This window comes from Streptomyces sp. AC512_CC834 (assembly GCF_019049325.1).
Lineage (GTDB): Bacteria > Actinomycetota > Actinomycetes > Streptomycetales > Streptomycetaceae > Streptomyces.
In genome coordinates, this window is sequence record NZ_JAGMUO010000065.1 from 248290 (window position 1) to 266039 (window position 17750).

6 protein-coding genes are annotated in these 17750 nt (G+C 72.3%); all 6 read right to left on the bottom strand.

Features of this window, described 5'->3' with window-relative positions; genetic code table 11:
* Positions 1-19: 19 nt before the first annotated feature.
* On the bottom strand, positions 20-1720 hold the full coding sequence (locus KUM40_RS23350) for an ABC transporter ATP-binding protein (RefSeq protein WP_217168030.1): 1701 nt from the start codon (positions 1718-1720) through the stop codon (positions 20-22).
* A complete protein-coding gene (locus KUM40_RS23355) occupies positions 1707-12692 on the bottom strand; it encodes a non-ribosomal peptide synthetase (RefSeq protein WP_217168032.1) in 10986 nt (3661 codons plus the stop codon). Before KUM40_RS23355 ends, KUM40_RS23350 begins: the two co-directional genes overlap by 14 nt.
* 83 nt (positions 12693-12775) lie before the next feature.
* Complete coding sequence (locus KUM40_RS23360) at positions 12776-14563, bottom strand: ABC transporter ATP-binding protein (protein WP_217168034.1); 1788 nt, start codon at positions 14561-14563, stop codon at positions 12776-12778.
* Between the two features lie 2 nt (positions 14564-14565).
* Positions 14566-15630 (bottom strand): iron-siderophore ABC transporter substrate-binding protein, encoded by a 1065-nt coding sequence (locus KUM40_RS23365; protein ID WP_217168036.1) that lies wholly within the window; start codon positions 15628-15630, stop codon positions 14566-14568.
* A gap of 87 nt (positions 15631-15717) precedes the next feature.
* The gene (locus KUM40_RS23370; protein ID WP_217168038.1) at positions 15718-16581 is read right to left on the bottom strand and encodes an ABC transporter ATP-binding protein; all 864 of its coding nucleotides are present in this window, start codon (positions 16579-16581) and stop codon (positions 15718-15720) included.
* Positions 16582-16620: 39 nt separating this feature from the next.
* On the bottom strand, positions 16621-17688 hold the full coding sequence (locus KUM40_RS23375; RefSeq protein WP_374227419.1) for a FecCD family ABC transporter permease: 1068 nt from the start codon (positions 17686-17688) through the stop codon (positions 16621-16623).
* Between the last annotated feature and the right edge of the window lie 62 nt (positions 17689-17750).

Sequence of the window (17750 nt, forward strand, 5' to 3'; positions counted from 1 at the left end):
CGCCGCCGCCCCGCCCGTACTACCGGGCCACGGCCAGGCAGTACTCCTCGTCGGTGGCGAGAAGGTTGCGGTGGGTGTCCTCGGCGGTGATGACGCCCTCGTCCAGGACGAGGACCCGGTCGGCGGCGTCCAGGAGGGCGGGGCTGCTGGTGATCACGAGGGTGGTGCGGCCCCGGCGCAGCTTGGCGACGCCCCGCGCGATGAGCTGCTCGGTGACCGCGTCGACGGCCGTCGTCGGGTCGCGCAGGACGAGGACGTCCGTGTCGGCGGCGAGGGCTCGGGCCAGGGACAGCCGTTGCCGCTGGCCTCCGGAGAGGTTGGCGCCGCGATCGCGGACGGCGTAGTCGAGTCCTTCGCGGTGCAGCGCGACGACGTCGGTCAGCATCGACGCCTCGACGGCCTCGGGGACCGTCCGGCTGGTGCCCGAGGGGTCGATGTTCGAACGCAGGGTGCCCGCGAAGATCTCCCCGTCGTACGGGTTGACCAGCAACTGCTCGCGGACCGCCTCGACCGCCAGGTCCGCGAGGTCCCGGCCGCCGACCCGCACCGCTCCCTCGTACGCGTCGGGCGGGACGTTCAGCGCCAGGATCGCCGCGAGGTCGGCCGCCGCGCGCGGCTGGTAGGCGGCGACGGCCACGAACTCGCCGGCGGCCACCCGGAACCGCACCTTGCGCAGGACCCCGTGCCGGACGCAGTCGACCTCCAGGTCCTCGCCCCCGGCCGGTCGTCCGGCACCCGGTGCCGTCACCGGCGGAGCGGTGAGGACCAGTGCCATCCGCTCGGCCGAGGCACGCGCGATCATCACGTACTTCGGCATCTCCGAGAACAGCTTCAGCGGTTCCATGATGAACTGCGCGAGGCCGACCGCCATGACGAGTTCGCCGATGTTGATCCGGCCCTCGAAGGCCAGCCACCCCGCGGTGAGGGTCACGGCGGCGGCGAGGACCGCGTTGAGGGCCAGCGCGGTGCCCGCGTAGACGCCGCCCACCCGCGCGACGGTGATGGACTGGTGCTTCGCCTCCGTGCTGACCCGGCGGTAGGAGCGGAACGCCGCGTGGTTGCCGCCGAAGCCGTGCAGCGGGCGCAGGCCGATGATCAGGTCGGCGACCTTGGCGCCCGCCCGCGCGACCCGGGCCTGCTGCTCGCGGGTGCTGGAGCCGATGCGTCTGGACATCACGCTGAGGATCGACAGGATAGCGACGGTTCCCACGATGACCAGCAGCCCGAGCCGGAGGTCGGCAAGTCCCAGCGCGAGAGCCGCGATCAGCACCGCGACCAGCGAGCTGATCAGCAGCGGCACCACCTCGATGATGTCGGCGGTCTGGTCGGCGTCCTCGGTGGCGATGGTCAGCACCTCGCCGGACTTCAGGTCGACGTCCCTGGCCACCGGCTGGAGTCCGCAGCCGGCGACCCGGACGCGCCAGCGGTGCGCCTCGGTCGTGTTGGCCTTCTGCAGGATCCGCATCCCGAACCGCCACGACAGCGACACGGTCGTGATGATCACGGCAAGGGCGGCGATGGAGACGCCCAGCGCTTCGGGGCTCCGGTCCCGCATGGTGTGTTCGACGATCAGGCCGAGCGCGATGGGGAAAGCGGTCTCACCGGCCTGGTAGAGGCCCATGAGTACGGTGCCCCAGGCCATCGCGCCGACGTTGCGCCGCAGGGCGGTACGGAGGATGTCGGACCCCGCGCGGGGCCGCTGTGTGTCAGGAGTTGTCATCGAGGTGGCGGGCAATCGCTTCCGGGGTTCGCAGGGTGAACAGATCGCGGATCGTGATCACTGGACCGTACTCCCGGCGGAGCAGCCCGGTCAGCCGCACCGCCAGCATGGAGTGCCCGCCGAGGGACACGAAGTCGCTCACCGCGCTCACCTCGTCGTCGTCCAGGTCCAGTGCCTCGGCGAACAGCTCGCACACGGTCGTCTCCGTCTCCGTCTCCGGGCCGCGCTCCCCCGCCGTGGTCAGCGCGCCCAGCGGCTTGGCCTCGGGCAGCGCCTTGGTGTCTGCCTTCCCGTTCACGGTCAGCGGGATGGCGTCGACCTGGGCGTAGTGCGTGGGGCGCAGGAAGTCCGGCAGCCCGGCGCCCACTTCGGCGGCGACGGCGGCAAGGTCGGCGCCGTCCAGTACGAGGTAGGCGGCCAGCCGGTGGGCGCCGTCGACCTGCGGGTCGGGCTGGGCGACGGCGGCGGCGAACCGCACCGCCGGGTGCGCGGCGAACACGGCCTCGACCTCGCCGAGTTCGACCCGGTGTCCGCGGATCTTGACCTGCTGGTCGGTGCGGCCCAGGTACGTCAGGTTCCCGTCGGGCCGCCGCACCACCAGGTCACCGGTGCGGTACATGCGCTCGCCGGGTGCGCCGAAGGGGCACGCGACGAAGCGGTGCGCGGTCTGGGCGGGCTGCCCGAGGTAGCCGCGCGCGATGCCGACGCCCGCGACGTACAGCTCACCGGGGACCCCGTCGGGCAGGGGCCGCAGCCACGGATCCAGCACGTACACGTCCGTGTTGTCGATCGCGACGCCCACCACGGGGTCCGGGCACTCGAAGGTGCCGACGCCGAGGGTGTTGATGGTGTACTCGGTGGGTCCGTACAGGTTGTAGCCGACGGTGCCCTCGGTCTCGGCGAGCCGCCGCCACAGCGTCGGGGTGACGGCCTCGCCGCCCAGCAGCACCAGCGCGGGCCGGCGGGCCGGGTCGTCCAGCAGGCCCTCGGCGAGCAGTTGCTGTGCGTAGGTCGGGGTGACGTTGACGACGTCGATCCCGTGCTCCAGGCAGTACGCGACCAGCCGGGGAGCGTCGCGGCGCAGTTCCTCGTCGCAGATGTGCACTTCGTGGCCGTCGGCGAGCCACAGCAGTTCCTCCCACGACATGTCGAACGCGAACGACACGGTGTGGGCGATGCGGAAGGTCCGGTGGCCGTGCCGCGCCAGCACCGGTTCGAAGATCCGGCGCCGGTGGTTGACCAGCATGTTGGTGAGTCCGGCGTACTCGGTCACGACGCCCTTGGGCTTCCCCGTCGAGCCGGAGGTGTAGATCGTGTACGCGGGGTGCCGCAGCCGGTTCGGATCGTCCGGCGCGAACGTCGCGAGGGGTTCGGCCTCGGGCAGCGGACGGTCCAGCTCGATCAGTTCGCCGGTGAGCCGGTGCGCCACCGCGCTCACGGTGAGTACGACGTCGGGGCGGGCGTCGGCGACGATCGCGGCGATCCGCTCGTCGGGGTGGTCCAGCTCCAGCGGCACGTACGCGGCGCCCGCACGAAGTACGGCGAACAGGCCCACGATCGAGTCGAGGGAACGCGGGATCGCGAGGCCCACCGTCGCCCCGGGGCCGATACCGCGCCGGGCGAGCACGCCCGCCACCGCCCGGCTGCGGTCCCGCAGTTGCCCGAAGGTCAGCGTCGAGCCGTGGGCGACGAGCGCCACCCGCTGCGGATCGCGGTCCGCAGCGCGGTCGAAGCGGTCCACGACGGTGTCCGTGCCGATGCCCGTGCGTTCGGCGGGCTCGGGGGCGGGTGCCGGGCCGGGGAGGGCGCCGATCGGTCCGGTGGACCGGGTCAGGTCGTCGAGCACACGCAGGTACGCGTCGAGGAGTCCCCGCGCGTTCCCGGTGTCGTGGTCGCGGTACTCCAGCTTGACGGTGAGCCGGTCGCCGGGGGTGACCACCCACGTGAACGGATAGTGGGTGGAGTCGTCGGCGCGCACCGAGGTGATGCCGTGCCGGGCGTTCATCTCGGCGAAGGCGTCCAGGTCCAGGAAGTTCTGGAGGACGAACAGGTTGTCGAACAGGGTGTCGTGGCCGCCGGCCCGCTGGATCTCGCCGAGACCGAGGTGCTCGTGGTCCATGGCCTCGACCCTGGCCTCCTGTACGCCCGTCAGGTAGGCGCGGACCGTGTCGTGCGGACGGGCGCGCGTCCACATGGGCACGGTGTTGAGCAGTACGCCGACGACGTCGGACAGCCCTTCGCCCTCCCGGCCGGAGACGGTCACGCCGAACACGGCGTCGCCGCGGCCGGTGCGGGCACCGAGGAGGAGACCGAAGGCGCCGGTCAGTACGGAGTTGAGCGTGACGCCGTGGGTCCTGGCCGCTTCCCTCAGCGCGTCCGACGCTTCGGCGGTCAGCGTGTGCACGAGCGCGCGCGGCAGGTCGTCGGGGAGGGACGACGCCGGTCCGGCGAGCAGGGTCGGGCCGGGGAGGCCGGCCAGGTGCTGTGCCCAGAAGCGTTCCGAGGGGGCGGGGTCCCTGGCGGCGAGGGCACGGGCGAGGTCCTCGAAGCCCGGCGTGGCCGAAGCCGGATCGAGGGATGTGCCGTCGAGGACGGCCCGGTAGGCGTCGAACAGGTCCCGCAGCACGATCTCCCGCGACCAGCCGTCCCACAGCAGCAGGTGGTAGCTGAGCAGCAGGCCGTCTCGGTCGTCGGGCAGGCGCACCACGGTCAGCCGGATCAGCGGCGGCTCGCCGGGGTCGAATCCCGTGTCACGGTCGGCGAGCCGCAGGGCCTCGACCTCCGCGTCCGTGGCCGCTTCAACGGTGCGGACGTCGACCCGCCGTCCCGCCGCGAGGACCTGGACGGGGTTCCCGTCCTGGTCCGTGGCGAAGCCCGCGCCCACGGCCGGGTGCCGTGCGATCACGTATGCCATCGCCCGAGACAACGCGTTGATGTCCAGGCGCCGTTCGAAGGTGAAGTAGCTCTGGGCCACGTAGTGCCCGGCCGGGCCCGTGAGCTGTGCCTGGAAGAACAGGCCGCGTTGGAGGGGGGTGACCGGCGCCGTGCGCTCGGCCGTCGCGGCGGCGTCCGCGATGCGTTCCAGTGCGCCGTGCCAGTGCTCGGTGATCTCGTCGGGGATGCCCTCGGCGAGGGTGAAGGCCGCGTGGAGGCTGCCGGTGGCCGCGTCGGTCCACGCGTTCACCTCGACGGCGTACGGACTGTCCTGATCGCCGCCGGTGAGGCGCAGGGCCTCGGACTCGGCGCCCCGGCCGAGGTAGTTGAACAGCACCTGTGGGCGGGCGTCCAGCAGCGGGGCGGTCTGCGGGTTGAGGTACCTGAGCCCACCGTAGGTGACGTGCGCGTGCTCGTCCGGACTGCGTTCGGTGACCTCGCGCGCGGCGGCCACGGGGTCGGTGTGCGGGGTGAGCCGTACGGGCGCGATGGACGTGAACCAGCCGACGGTGCGTGTGTAGTCGTGGTGGTCGAGCGCCGGGACCCTGCCGTGTCGCTCCAGTTCGACCGCCAGGTCGGTGGGCGTCGGCTGGACGCGGGTCAGCGCGGTGCGCAGCGCGCCGCAGAGCAGTTCGGTGAGACCGAGGCCCAGTACGGCGGGCGCGGTACGGGTCACGCGGTCACTCACGTCGGGTGCGAGTACGACCGTGGTCTCGCGCGGGTTCCCGGCGGCGGGCAGCGGTGCGGGGGCCTGGAGGGTGGCGATCCACTGGTCCAGACCGTGGGTCGCATGCGCGGCGCGGTACGTCAGTGCTTCGGCGTACTCGGTGTAGGAGGTGGTCGGCGGCGGCAGGGTCGCCCCGCGCATCGCGTCGGTCAGGTCGTCCAGCAGGATCAGCCAGGACACGGCGTCGACGGCGAGGTGGTGCACGGTGACCACGAGGGTCCGGCTCGCCTCCAGCCACGTGAACGCGATGACCTCGCCGGACTCGGGGTCGAGCCGGGCGGCTGCCTCGTCGGCCGCCGTCGCCGCGTCGGTCCCGGCCACGGCGCGTTCGACCGTGACCTCACGGACGGGTTCCGTGGCGAGCGACCAGACGCCGTGCTCGACGCGCAGTCGCAGCCGCAGGGCCGGGTGCGCCGCCACGACGGCCCGCGCGGCCCGCCACGCGTCGGCGAAGCCGGTCCCGTCGGGTGCCACCAGCGTCCTGGCCTGGGCGAACCGGGCCAGTGAGCCGCCCAGTTCCCGCTGACGCAGGATGATCGGCGTGGGCGGCAGCGGTCCGTCCCTGTGGTGGGCGGGCACCGACGACGCCTCGGGCCCCGGTGTGCGCGTGGCCAACTGCTCGGCGAGGGCGCGGGGAGTCCGGAGCAGGAACACGTCCCGAGGCGCGATCGGCAGCCCGAGCGCCCTGGCGCGGTTGATCACGGTGATGGCGACGATGCTGTCGCCTCCGGCGGTGAAGAAGTCGGTGTCGGCGTCCGGGGTGGAGCCGGGCAGCGTCTCGGCGAAGATGCCGACGAGTGAGGCGAGCACGGCGTCGTTCGCGCGGCCCGCGGGAGGTGCCGCCCCGGCCCCCGGGAAGGCGTGGACGGATGCGTCGTGGGCGGATGCGTCGTGGGCGGTCGTGTTCTCCTCCGCCGTCGCCCCGGCGCGCTCGGTCAGGGCCCCGCGGTCCAGCTTGCCGTTGACCGTCAACGGGAGGGCGTCCAGGGGCAGCACCCGGCTCGGCACCATGTGCGCGGGCAGCCTCGCCGACAGGAGCGCGGTGAGGTCGCCGGGCACCCGGCCCACGACATGCGCCACCAGGTGGTCCCCGGTGTCCGCGACGGTCACGGCCGCGTCGGTGACACCGTCGATGTCCCGGATCGCGGACTCCACCTCGCCCGGCTCGATACGGAATCCCTTGAGCTGCACCTGGTCGTCGGCGCGGCCGGCGAACTCCAGCCCGCCGTCGAGCGTACGGCGGGCCAGGTCACCCGTGTGGTACATGCGGGAGCCGTCCGCCGTGAACGGGTTCGCCACGAACCTGCCCGCGGTGAGCCCCGGCCTGCCCAGGTAGCCGAGCGACACCTGGTCGCCGGCGACGTAGATGGCGCCCACCCGGCCGGGCGGCACCGGCCGGAGCCGGTCGTCGAGCAGATGGGTGACCAGGCCGGGGATCGGGCCGCCGATCGGGCTGACGGAGCCGCCGGGCGCGAAGTCCGCCTCGGTCAGCACCCGGTGGGTGACGTGGACGGTGGTCTCGGTGATGCCGTACATGTTGACCAGCTCGGGCGAGTCGGTGCCGTGCCGCTCGACCCAGCCGCGCAGCCGCCCGAGGTCCAGCGCCTCGCCCCCGAAGATGATCCGGCGCAGCGCGGGCAGCGGCTCGCCCGTATGCCGGTCGGCCTCGGCGAACTGGTAGAACGCCGACGGGGTCTGGTTGAGGACACTCACCCCGCGTTCGCGGACCAGCCGGTGGAAGTCGACCGGCGAACGGGTCAGTGCGTACTCCGGGACCAGCAGCTCACCGCCGTGGGCGAGCGCCCCCCACAGCTCCCAGACCGCGAAGTCGAAGGAGAAGGAGTGGAACTGGACCCACACGTCGTCCGGGCCGAAGGCCATGTGGGGCCGGGTGTTCGTGAGCAGCGTCACCACGCTGGAGTGCGGGACGACGACGCCCTTGGGCCGGCCCGTCGACCCGGACGTGTAGATCACGTACGCGGGGTCGTGCCAGCCGGCGCCGGGCCGGGGCTCCGTAGCCGTGCCGACCGGCGCGAGCTCCTCCCCCGGTACGAGCACGCGGGCCGGGACGCCCGCCCGGGCCAGGAGCCGGGTGAAGCGGTCGCGCTGCTCCGGGTCCACGAGGACGACCTGTGGGGCGGCGTCGGCGAGAACGTACTCCAGGCGCTCGTCCGGGTGGGCCAGGTCCAGCGGCACGTATGCGCCGCCCGCGCCGACGACGGCGACCAGGGCGACGACCTGTTCGACGGAGCGTGGGACGGCGACGGCGACCCGTCGGCCGGGACCGACCCCGGCCGCGCGCAGAACTGACGCCAACTCGTCTTTGGCCCGGGCCAGTTCGCCGTAGGTCAGGGACCGGGTTGTGCCGTCGAGGGCGCACTGGGTCACTGCGGTGGCGCCCGCCGCACGGCGTGCGGCGGCGTCGAACAGTTCACCCAGGGTCGTCGGGGCGACCGGCTCGAAGTGTGCCGCTCCCCCGGACGCCAGTGCGTCGACCGGGGCGTCCGGCCGGGTGAGCAGGCCGGTGAGGGTGCGGGTGAACGTGCGCAGGATCTCCTGGACGTCGGTCTCCCGCAGCAGCTCACCGTCGTAGATCAGGTTGAAGCGCGGATGGCCGTCAGGAGTGCGCTCCACCACGAGCGTCAGCGGGTAGTGCGGGGCGCCCTCGTTCACGATGTCGGTGGTGACCAGCGTGTCGCCGGGCCGCCGCAGACCGTCCACGTCGGCGGCCACGTCGAACACCACCAGGGTGTCGAAGAGCGCACCGGCACCGGCCCGGCGGGCGATCCTCGCCAGCGAGACGTGCTGGTGCGGCAGCACCGCGCTCTGGTGCGCCCGGACCGAGGCGAGCAGTTCGCCCGCGGTCGTGGTGGCGGACCACCGGGCGCGCAGGGGGATGGTGTTGATGAACAGGCCCACCATGTCCTCGATGCCGGCGACGTCCGCGTCGCGGCCGGACACCGTGGACCCGAACACCACGTCCCTGCTGTGCAGGATGCCGCCCAGGGTGAGGGCCCAGGCGCTGTGCACGGCGACGCTCAGCGGCACACCGGCCGTCCGGGCGGCCGCGTCGACGTCGGAGTCCGCCGCCACGGAGGTGTCGGCGAACCGGTCGGAGGGGGTGTGTCCCTCGGCGACCAGGGAGGGGCCGGGGAGTTCGGCGAGTTGCTCTGCCCAGACCCGGTCGCTCGCCTCGTCGTCGCGTCCGGCGAGCAGGCGGACGTAGTCGGGGAAGCCGCCGAGCGGGTACACGCTGCCCGGCCTGTGGTACTCGGCCAGGAGGGTGCGCAGCATGGGGGGCACCGACCAGCCGTCGGCGATGATGTGGTGCACCGTCTGCACCAGGACGTGCCGGCCGGCTCCCGTGCGGACGAGTGTGTATCGCATCAGCGGGCCGGTGGCCAGGTCGAACCCGGCGCGGCGGTCCCGCTCGGCGAGGGCGCGGAGTTCGTCGTCGGAGATTCCGGGGCGGTCCAGCGTGGTGAAGGGCGCCTCGACCCCGCTCTCCAGTACGGAGACCACACGGCCGTCGGCCAGGGCCACGAAGCGGGCGGCCAGGTTCGGGTGGAGGGCCAGCAGGCGGGTGGCGGCGGTCGCGAGCCGCTCGGCGTTCACCTCGCCCTCCAGCGTCAGCAGTTGCTGCTCGACGTAGCTGCCGCCCGCGTCATCGTCGTAGACCGAGTGGAAGTACAGGCCCTCCTGCAGCGGGGTCAGCGGCAGGATGTCCCGCAGGGCCGGTCCGTCCAGGGCGTCGACGTCGGCCTGGGTGATCCGGAGCGGGTGGAAGTCGCTGGGTGAGTGGCCGCCCCGGTCGAGTGCGGCGAGCCCGGTCAGGGCCTGTCGGAAGTAGGTGCCGAGCGTCGTGATGTCCGCTTCGGTGAACATGCCGTCGGGCCAGGAGATGGCGGTGAGAAGTTCGTACTCGCCGCTGGGGGCGGGTTCGGCGATCGCGTTGAACTCCAGGGCCCGGGGCAGTTGCATTCCCGGATCTCGCTTCTCGCCCAACTGCCCTGTCGCCCCTGTGAGTTGCCAGTCGCCCGGCGCGCCCGCGTCGAAGCGGCCGAGGTAGTTGAAGAGCACCTGGGGTGCGGGCGCGTCGAAGGTGACCTGGGCCAGATGGCGCAGGGCGCCGTAGGAGACGCCGTTGTCCGGTACTCGCGCGAGGTCATCCTTGACCGCCTTGAGTGCGGCGGCCAGGTACCCGGGTGCGGTGGGGGCGGTGGCGTCGGGGGCGGGGCCGGGGTCGACGGTCACCGGGAACAGGGTGGTGAACCAGCCGACGGTCCGGGACAGTTCCGGCTCGAAACCGGCGGACGGCGCCACGAACCGGCTCTCACGGCCGTGGCCCTCGAGTTCGATGTGCGCGAAGGTCTGGTCCTGGCCGAGGTCGCGGCGCCATCGGGCGAGGGTGACGGCGAGCGCGGTCACCAGTACGTCGTTGACGCCCGCGTGGAACTTCGCGGGTGTCTCGCCGAGGAGCGCGGCGGTGGCCTTGGCGTCGATCGAGACGGTTCGTGTCCGCTCGCGTGCCACGGTGTCGTCCCCGGACAGCGCGCGTCTGCCCAGCGGTTCGTCCGTTCCCGGCAGTGGGCGCCGGAAGTAGGCGCTGTCCGCGTCGAACGCCGCGCGCTCCAGCAACTGGGTCCAGCGCCGGAAAGACGTGCCGACCGGCGGGAGCTCGACCGGTGCGTCCGAGGTGTACTGCCGCCACGCGGTGGCCAGGTCCTCCATCAGCACCCGCCAGGACACGCCGTCGATCACCACGTGGTGGACGACGAGGGCCAACTCCCGTGCCTCGCGGCGCCAGACGGCGCGCAGCATCACCCCGCCCGCCGGATCCAGTCCCACGGTGGCGAGCGCGACGCACGCGTCGAGCGGCCGGTCGCTCTCCTGCCAGTGGGCCGCTGCCGGGTCCGCTTCGGGGATGTCGAAGCTCCAGCGGTCGCCGCGCACCAGCCTGGCGCGCAGCATGGGGTGCCGGTGGACGACGGCGGCGAGGATCGCGTCGAGGGCGTCGGCGGTGAGGCCGGCCGGGGTGTTCAGTACGACGGACTGCACGAAGCCGTCGACGGCGTCCGTGGTCTCGCCGAGCCACTGCACGACGGGCGGTCCCACGACGGAGCCGGTCGCGATGTCGCGGTGGTCCACGGTCGTGGTGTCCTCGCGGCTCGCCACCGCCGCCAGCGCGCCCACCGTGCCGTGGGTGAAGATCTGCCGTGCCGTGACGTACAGACCGGCGTCGCGCAGCGCGCTCAGCAGCGAGATCGCCAGGATGCTGTCCCCGCCGAGCCGGAAGAAGTCCTGGTCGACTCCGACCCGGTCCAGTTGGAGCAGCGCCGCGACCGCCGCGCACACCGCGCGCTCGTTGTCGGTGGTGGGCGCGAGGACCGAGGCCGTGCCGATGACGGGCTCGGGCAGCGCGTTCCGGTCGAGCTTGCCGTTCGCGGTGAGCGGGAACTCCTTCATCACGACGACGTGGGTGGGCACCATGTACTCCACCATGTGCGCGCCGGCCCACGCCTTGACCTCGTCCGCTCCCAGGTCCTCGTGGCCGGCGGCCGGGATCACGTATCCCACCAGGTAGGTGCCGCCCGCGGTGTTCTTCTTCGCGACGACGCAGGTGTGGCGTACTTTGGGGTGCTCCGCGAGGCCGATCTCGACGTCCTCGATCTCCAGGCGCATGCCGCGGATCTTGATCTGGTTGTCGGCCCGGCCGAGGAAGTCGAGTGAGCCGTCGGGTGCGAAGCGCGCGAGGTCACCGGTCCGGTACAGGCGGGAGCCGTCGTTCGCGAAGGGGTTCGCCACGAACCGGGAGGCGGTCAGCCCCGGGGCGCCCACGTAGCCGCGCCCCAGCAGGAGGCCTCCCGCGTACAGTTCGCCGCCGACTCCGACGGGGACCGGGCGCAGCTCCTCGTCCAGTACGTACAACTGGGTGTTGGGATTGGCCCTGCCGATCGATGTCGACAGGCGCTCCGCCGCGCCCCGGTAGACGACGTGCGAGACGCCGATCGTCGTCTCGGCCGGTCCGTAGCCGTGGTAGAGGGGGATGTCGAGCTTGGTGCGGAAGCGTTCGTAGAGTTCGGGTGTGAGCACCTCGCCGCCGCACCAGACGTGCCGGAGGCTGTCGAGGCGCCCCGAGTCGCCCGCCATCTCCAGCAGCACGTCCAGCATGGAGGACACCAGGTAGGTGAAGGTGACGCGCTGTTCGGCGATCACACTCAGCAGGTGGTGCGGGTCGCGTTCGCCGCCGGGCCGCAGGACGACGAGTCTGCCGCCGCTGACGAGGGGCAGGAAGATCTCGTTGATGGAGATGTCGAAGGACAGCGGCGCTTTGAACAGCGACGCGTCGTCGTGGCCGAAGCCCAGGACCTCGTGGATCTGCCACAGCAGGCGTTCGCTGATCGCCTCGTGCCGGATCATGGCGCCCTTGGGCCGCCCGGTGGAACCGGAGGTGAAGATCACGTACGCCAGGGCGTCGCCGTGGACGGTGACCGCGGTCTCGTCGGTGCGGTGGGCGGCGAACCGCCAGTCGCCGAGGTCGACGGCCACGGCGTCCGGTTCGTCCGGGGCGTGCTCGCCCGAGCTGTTGAGCTGTAGGACGACCCGGGCGTCCTCGATGACGACGGCCCGGCGCTCGGCGGGCCAGTGCGGGTCGAGCGGGACGAACGCGCCGCCCGCCCGGACCACGCCGAGCAGCCCGATCACCATGTCGGCGGAGCGTTCCAGGGAGATGCCGACGACGCGTTCGGCGGTGAGCCCGCGTTCGATCAGGTGGTGGGCCAACTGGGAGGACAGCTCGTCTACCTGACGGTAGGTCAGTGACCGGTGTTCGTCGACGACGGCCACGGCGTCCGGCCTGGTGCGTGCCTGTGCGCGGAACATCTCCACCAGGGTGGGGCGGACCCGGTCGGCTTCGGTGTCGTTCCACCTGGCCAGGTCCGCCAGCCGCGCGGCCGGTCCGGAGGGGCTGATGGTGCCCAGGGGCCGGTCCGGGAAGTCGGCCAGGTCGTCGAGCGCGAGCTGCGCGTCGTCGCGTTCGACACCGTCCGGGAGGGTGATGCTCCGGCCGTCCGTTCCGACACCCCAACCGGCGGGTGCCGTACCTCCGTTGTCGACCCGGCCGAGCACGTCGGTGAACAGGGTGGCCGGGGTGAGGTCGAGTCCGGCGGGGCTTTTGCCCGTGGCCCAGTACGACAGTCCGATGGCGCACGCCTCGGCTACGGCCTGGTCGGAGAAGTCGCCGGTCCGCCGGCGGATGTCGGTGAGGTGCCCGGGAGAAAGCCGTACGAGACGAGCGGTCGGTTCCATCATCGAAGACTCAACGCCCCTTCCAAGGAATGAACGCAGGCTAACCTAACTTAGGCTTACCTAACTACCCTGCCCGGCCGCCTTGCCTAACTACCCTCTCGCCAGGCCCGCCAGAGCCGTGCGTACCGCCCGCCCAGCGCCACCAGCTCCTCGTGGGTGCCCTCCTCCACGACCCGCCCGGCGTCCAGGACGGCGATCCGGTCCGCCGCCATCGCCTGGGTCAGGCGGTGCGCCACGAAGAGCGTGGTGCGGCCCGCACAGGCGGCCAGCACGGCCCGTTCCAGCTCTGCGGCCCCCTCGCTGCCCGCCTCCGCGGTCGACTCGTCCAGCACCACCACCGGCGAGCGGCCGAGCACCAGCCGGGCCAGTGCGAGCTGCGCGACCTTGGTCACGTCGAGACGCTCGCCGCCCTCACCGACCAGGGTGTCCAGCCCGTCGGGCAGGGTGTCGGCCCACTTGCCGGCGCCGACGGTCCGCAGCGCGTCCAGGAGTTCGGCGTCGGTCGCCTCCGGCGCGGCCAGCCGCAGGTCGTCGGCGAGCGGTCCGGAGAACACGTGCGTCTCCTGGGTCAGGATGCTCACCAGCGCCCGCGCCCCGGCCTCGTCGAGTCGGGCCAGGTCGGTCGGCCCGACCCGCACCGATCCGGCCTGCGGCGTCCCGATGCCCGCGACCAGGGCGGCCAGGGTCGTCTTGCCCGCGCCCGTCGCCCCCACCAGGGCGAGCGAACCGCCCGCCGGGATCGCCAGGTCCACGTCCCTGAGGACCGGCTCCTCCGCGCCCGGGTAACGGAACGTCAGGCCCCGCACCGTCACCGGGTACGCTCCGGCCGCCGCCGGCGCGACGGACACGTCGCCCACCAGCCGGTCCTCGGCGTCCTCCGCCAGCACGCCCACCAGCCTGGTCAGGCTCGCGCCCGACTTCTGCGCCTCGTCGAAGGTGAACATGATGGCGCCCAGCGGGGTGAACAGCCGGTGGAACAGCAGCGGGGCCGCCGACACCTCGCCCAGGGTGGCCGCGTCCGCCTCCAGCAGGGCGTACCCCACCACGATGATGAGGGTCAGCCCGATGAACTCGGCGCGGTTCTCCCTGCCGACGAACCGGCCGAAGAACCGGAACACCTCGACGCCGAGATCGCGCACCCGCCACGACTCACGGGTGACCCGCTCGCGGAAGGCGTCCTCGAGCCGGTACGCCCGGACCGTGTCGATGCCGTTCAGACCGCTGATCAGGGCCTGCGCACGGTCGGCCTGGGCCACCCGCTGCTTCTGGTACAGCGGGGCGGACCTCGGCAGATACCAGCGCAGGGCCAGCGCGTACGCGGGCAGCGCGCCGGCGCCCGCCAGACCGAGCCGCCAGTCGAGGCCGAACATGCCGGCCGTGGCGATGGCGACGAGGACCCCGGCGGAGAACACCGTGGGAACGGCCGTGCGGATACCGTTGGAGAGCACGGCGACGTCGTCACCGACCCGGGACAGCACGTCTCCACGGCCGACCTGTTCGACGCGTGCGCTCGGCATCCCCAGCACCGCGCGGACCGCGCCCTCCCGCAGCCGGGCGAGCAGATCGGCGCCCAGCCGCCCGATCAGGTAGGTCGACACCGCGGTCGCCGCCGCGCCGAGCAGCGCGGCGGCGGCCATCAGGGCCCCGATCGTGACCAGGACCGACTGCGACCCGCCCTCGACCACCGCGTCGACCACCCGGCCGAGCAGCAGCACCGGGAGCACCTGGAGCGCGGCTCCGGCCACGGTGGTGAGCACCGTGGCGACGGTCAGCCACGGCACCTCGCGGCAGTGGGCGCCGACCCATCGGGTGGCCTCGCGTCCGGTCGCCGTACGCAGCTTGGGCGGGGCGACGCGTGTGTCGGTGCCGCTCACACCTACCCGGCCGACTTGACGAGTTCGTCGACGGCGTACGGCATGGACAGCAGGGTGCCCTGGGAGATCGCCGCGCCGACCGCCGGGCCCTCGCTGTCCAGCAGGTACGACACCTTGCCGTTCTTGACGGCGTCCAGGTTGGTGAACAGCTTGAACTTCTTCAGCGCGTCCTGGTCCGCCTGGTCGTTGATGACGAAGATGCGGTCGACGTCGACCAGGTCGACGCGCTCGGGCGAGAGCGTGGTGTAGAAGTCGCCGTCGGCGATCTTGTCGATCTCGGTCTGGTACTTGAAGCCGATGCCCGTCACGAGCCGCCCGCGTACGTCGGTGGAGGTGAACGGGGCCACCGAGTCCTTGTACCAGGACAGCACGACGGCGGTCTGATCCGCGAACTCGGGGTGCGCCTGCTTGGCCGCGTCGAGCTTGTCCTGGATGTCCGCCACCATCTTCTCGCCCTCCTCGGCCTTGCCGAGCGCCTTGGCGATGTGGAGCGCGTTGTCCTGCCACGGAGCGCTGAACGGCTCCTTCTCGCCCTTGGTGCGGCCCACGGTGGGTGCGATCTTGGAGAGCTTGTCGTAGGCGGCCTGGTCGATCTCGGAGTAGACCGCGACGATCAGGTCCGGGTGCAGGGCGGCGATCTTCTCGAAGTTGGGGCCCGTGTCACCGTTCTTCATGATGACCTCGGGCTTGGTGTCGCCCCACTTGTCCTTGACCCAGGGCCACTGGGTGTTGATGTCGGGGCTCTGGCCGGCCGGGTTCGGGTACTGATCGACCATGCCGACGGGCTTGATGCCGAAGGCCAGGATGGTCTGGTCGTCCGTGTAGCCGACGGAGACGACCCGCTCGGGCGCCTTCTCGATCTTCGTCGTTCCGAACGCGTGCTCCACGGTGACCGGGAAGGCACCGGCACTGGACGAGGTGTCGTCGCCGCCCGCCTTGTCCGCCGAGTCGTTCGAGCCGTCCGAGTCGGAACCGCACCCCGCGAGGAGGCCGACGCCGAGTGCGGCGGCGGACACTGCCGCCGCCCATCGCCGCCAGGGCTTCATACGCGTCGTTCTGAGGAGCATCCGGAGATCCCTTTGCTGTCGCGCCGTCCACTGCACCCCGTCTGAGGGCAGCAAACCTTACCGCGCCCGAGTGAGGTTAGCCTACCCTCACTTTGACAACTCTGTGACGGTCCGGCCGAGTTCGACGTGGGTGCGCCCGATCGGCACGATCAGCGGGCGGTCGCCCACCGGGTCGTCGATCACCATGGCGCGCAGTCCGAACGCCTCGTGCAGGAGGTCGGCGGTGATCACGTCGCGAGGGTGCCCCTGCGCCAGGATCGCGCCCTCCCGCATGACGACGAGGTTGTCGCTGTAGCGGGTCGCCAGGTTGAGGTCGTGCAGCACCATGACCACGGTGCACCCGGACTCGTGCAGGTCGTCCACCAGGTCGAGCACGTCGACCGCGTGCGCCAGGTCCAGATAGGTGGTCGGCTCGTCCAGGAGCAGCAGGTCGGTGCCCTGGGCCAGGGTCATCGAGATCCACACGCGCTGGCGCTGTCCGCCGGACAGCGAGTCGACCGGACGGTCCGCGAGGTCCGCCACGCCCGTCATGGCCAGCGCACGCCGTACGACGTCGGCGTCGTCCGACGACCACTGCCGCAGCCAACTCTGGTGCGGATGGCGGCCCCTGGCGACGAGGTCGGACACCGTCAGCCCCTCCGGCGCGACCGGTGCCTGCGGCAGCAGGCCCAGCTTCTTCGCCACGTCCCGGGTCCTGAGCGCCGCGATGTCCTCGCCGTCCAGCACGACGGTGCCGCTGGTCGGCCTGAGCAGCCGGGACAGCGTCCGCAGCAGCGTGGACTTCCCGCAGCCGTTCGGGCCGATGATCGTGGTGATCACCCCGGGCGGAACCGCCACGTCGAGACCGTCGATGACGGACCGCGCACCGTACCCGACCGTGACTCCCCTGGCCGCCAGCCGTGAGGCGCCGTCAACTCCCGTTTCGGTCCCGGTGATGGACTGAACGACCACAAGGCCCCCCTCGATTAGGCTCGCCTTACTTTGTACCAGCTATCTGCGGTTCGCCCGCACCAGCAGATAGACGAGGAAGGGCCCGCCGATCGCGGCGGTGACCACACCGACCGGCAGTGAGACCGGCAGTGCCGTGCGCGCGAGCAGGTCCGAGCCGGTCAGCAGCAGCGCCCCCACCATGGCGGAGGCCACCAACGGCGGCGTCGGGCACCGCGCCAGCCGCATCGCGACCTGCGGGGCCACCAGCGCGACGAAGGGCACCGGGCCCGCCGCGCTCACCGCGACGCCGGCCAGCAGCACCGCGCACAGCAGCAGCACCGCGCGCACCGCCCCGTACCGGACACCGAGACCGGCGGCGACCTCGTCGCCGAAGTGCATCGGCTTGAACTGGAAGGCGACACACGTCACGACGACCAGGAGGGCGAGCGTGCACCACAGCGCCACCCGGACCTCGCCCCACGACCGGTTGTCCAGCGAGCCGACCAGCCAGGCCTGGGCCCGGGCCACGTCCCTGATGTCCGCCGTGACCAGCAGCCACGTCGTGATCGCCTGCATCACGGCGTTCACCGAGATGCCGATGAGGATCAGCCGGAAGCCGTCGATCCCCCGGCGCCACGCCATGAAGTAGACCAGCAGACCGGTGCCGAGGCCCCCCGCGAGCGCCGCCGCCGACAGGCCCACGGAGTTGACCACGGCCGTCGCGGCACCGCCCGACACCGTCACCAGGAACACCGCGACCGCGCCGGCGCCGCTGGTGATGCCGAGGACGTCCGGGCTGGCCAGCGGATTGCGCGCGATCGACTGGGTGAGAGCGCCGGACACCCCGAGCGCGACGCCCACGACGAGCCCGGCGAGGGCCCGGGGCATCCGCAAGTCCATGATCACGAACTCGTCGACCTGTTCGCCCCGCCCGAAAATCGTGCCGACGACCCGGGGCAGGCCGATGGGGAAGTCCCCCACGCCGATGGACACGCAGAACACCAGGAACGCCGCCCCCGCAAGCAGCAGCGTGACGCCCGCGATCCAGGGCCGCCACACGAACGACACGCCGCCGAGCCGTACACCGGGCGCCACCGACGCCTTCACACCCGCCCCGTCCGCCGTCACGCCCGCCCCGTTCGCCCTCACGCCCGCCCCGCCCGACTTCTCCGCCGCACCGTTCGCCTTCA

Excerpts from the sequence above, each read along its gene's own strand:
- KUM40_RS23350 (WP_217168030.1), bottom strand. The coding sequence starts at position 1,720 with ATGACAACTCCTGACACACAGCGGCCCCGCGCGGGGTCCGACATCCTC.
- KUM40_RS23355 (WP_217168032.1), bottom strand. The coding sequence starts at position 12,692 with ATGATGGAACCGACCGCTCGTCTCGTACGGCTTTCTCCCGGGCACCTC.
- KUM40_RS23365 (WP_217168036.1), bottom strand. The coding sequence starts at position 15,630 with ATGCTCCTCAGAACGACGCGTATGAAGCCCTGGCGGCGATGGGCGGCG.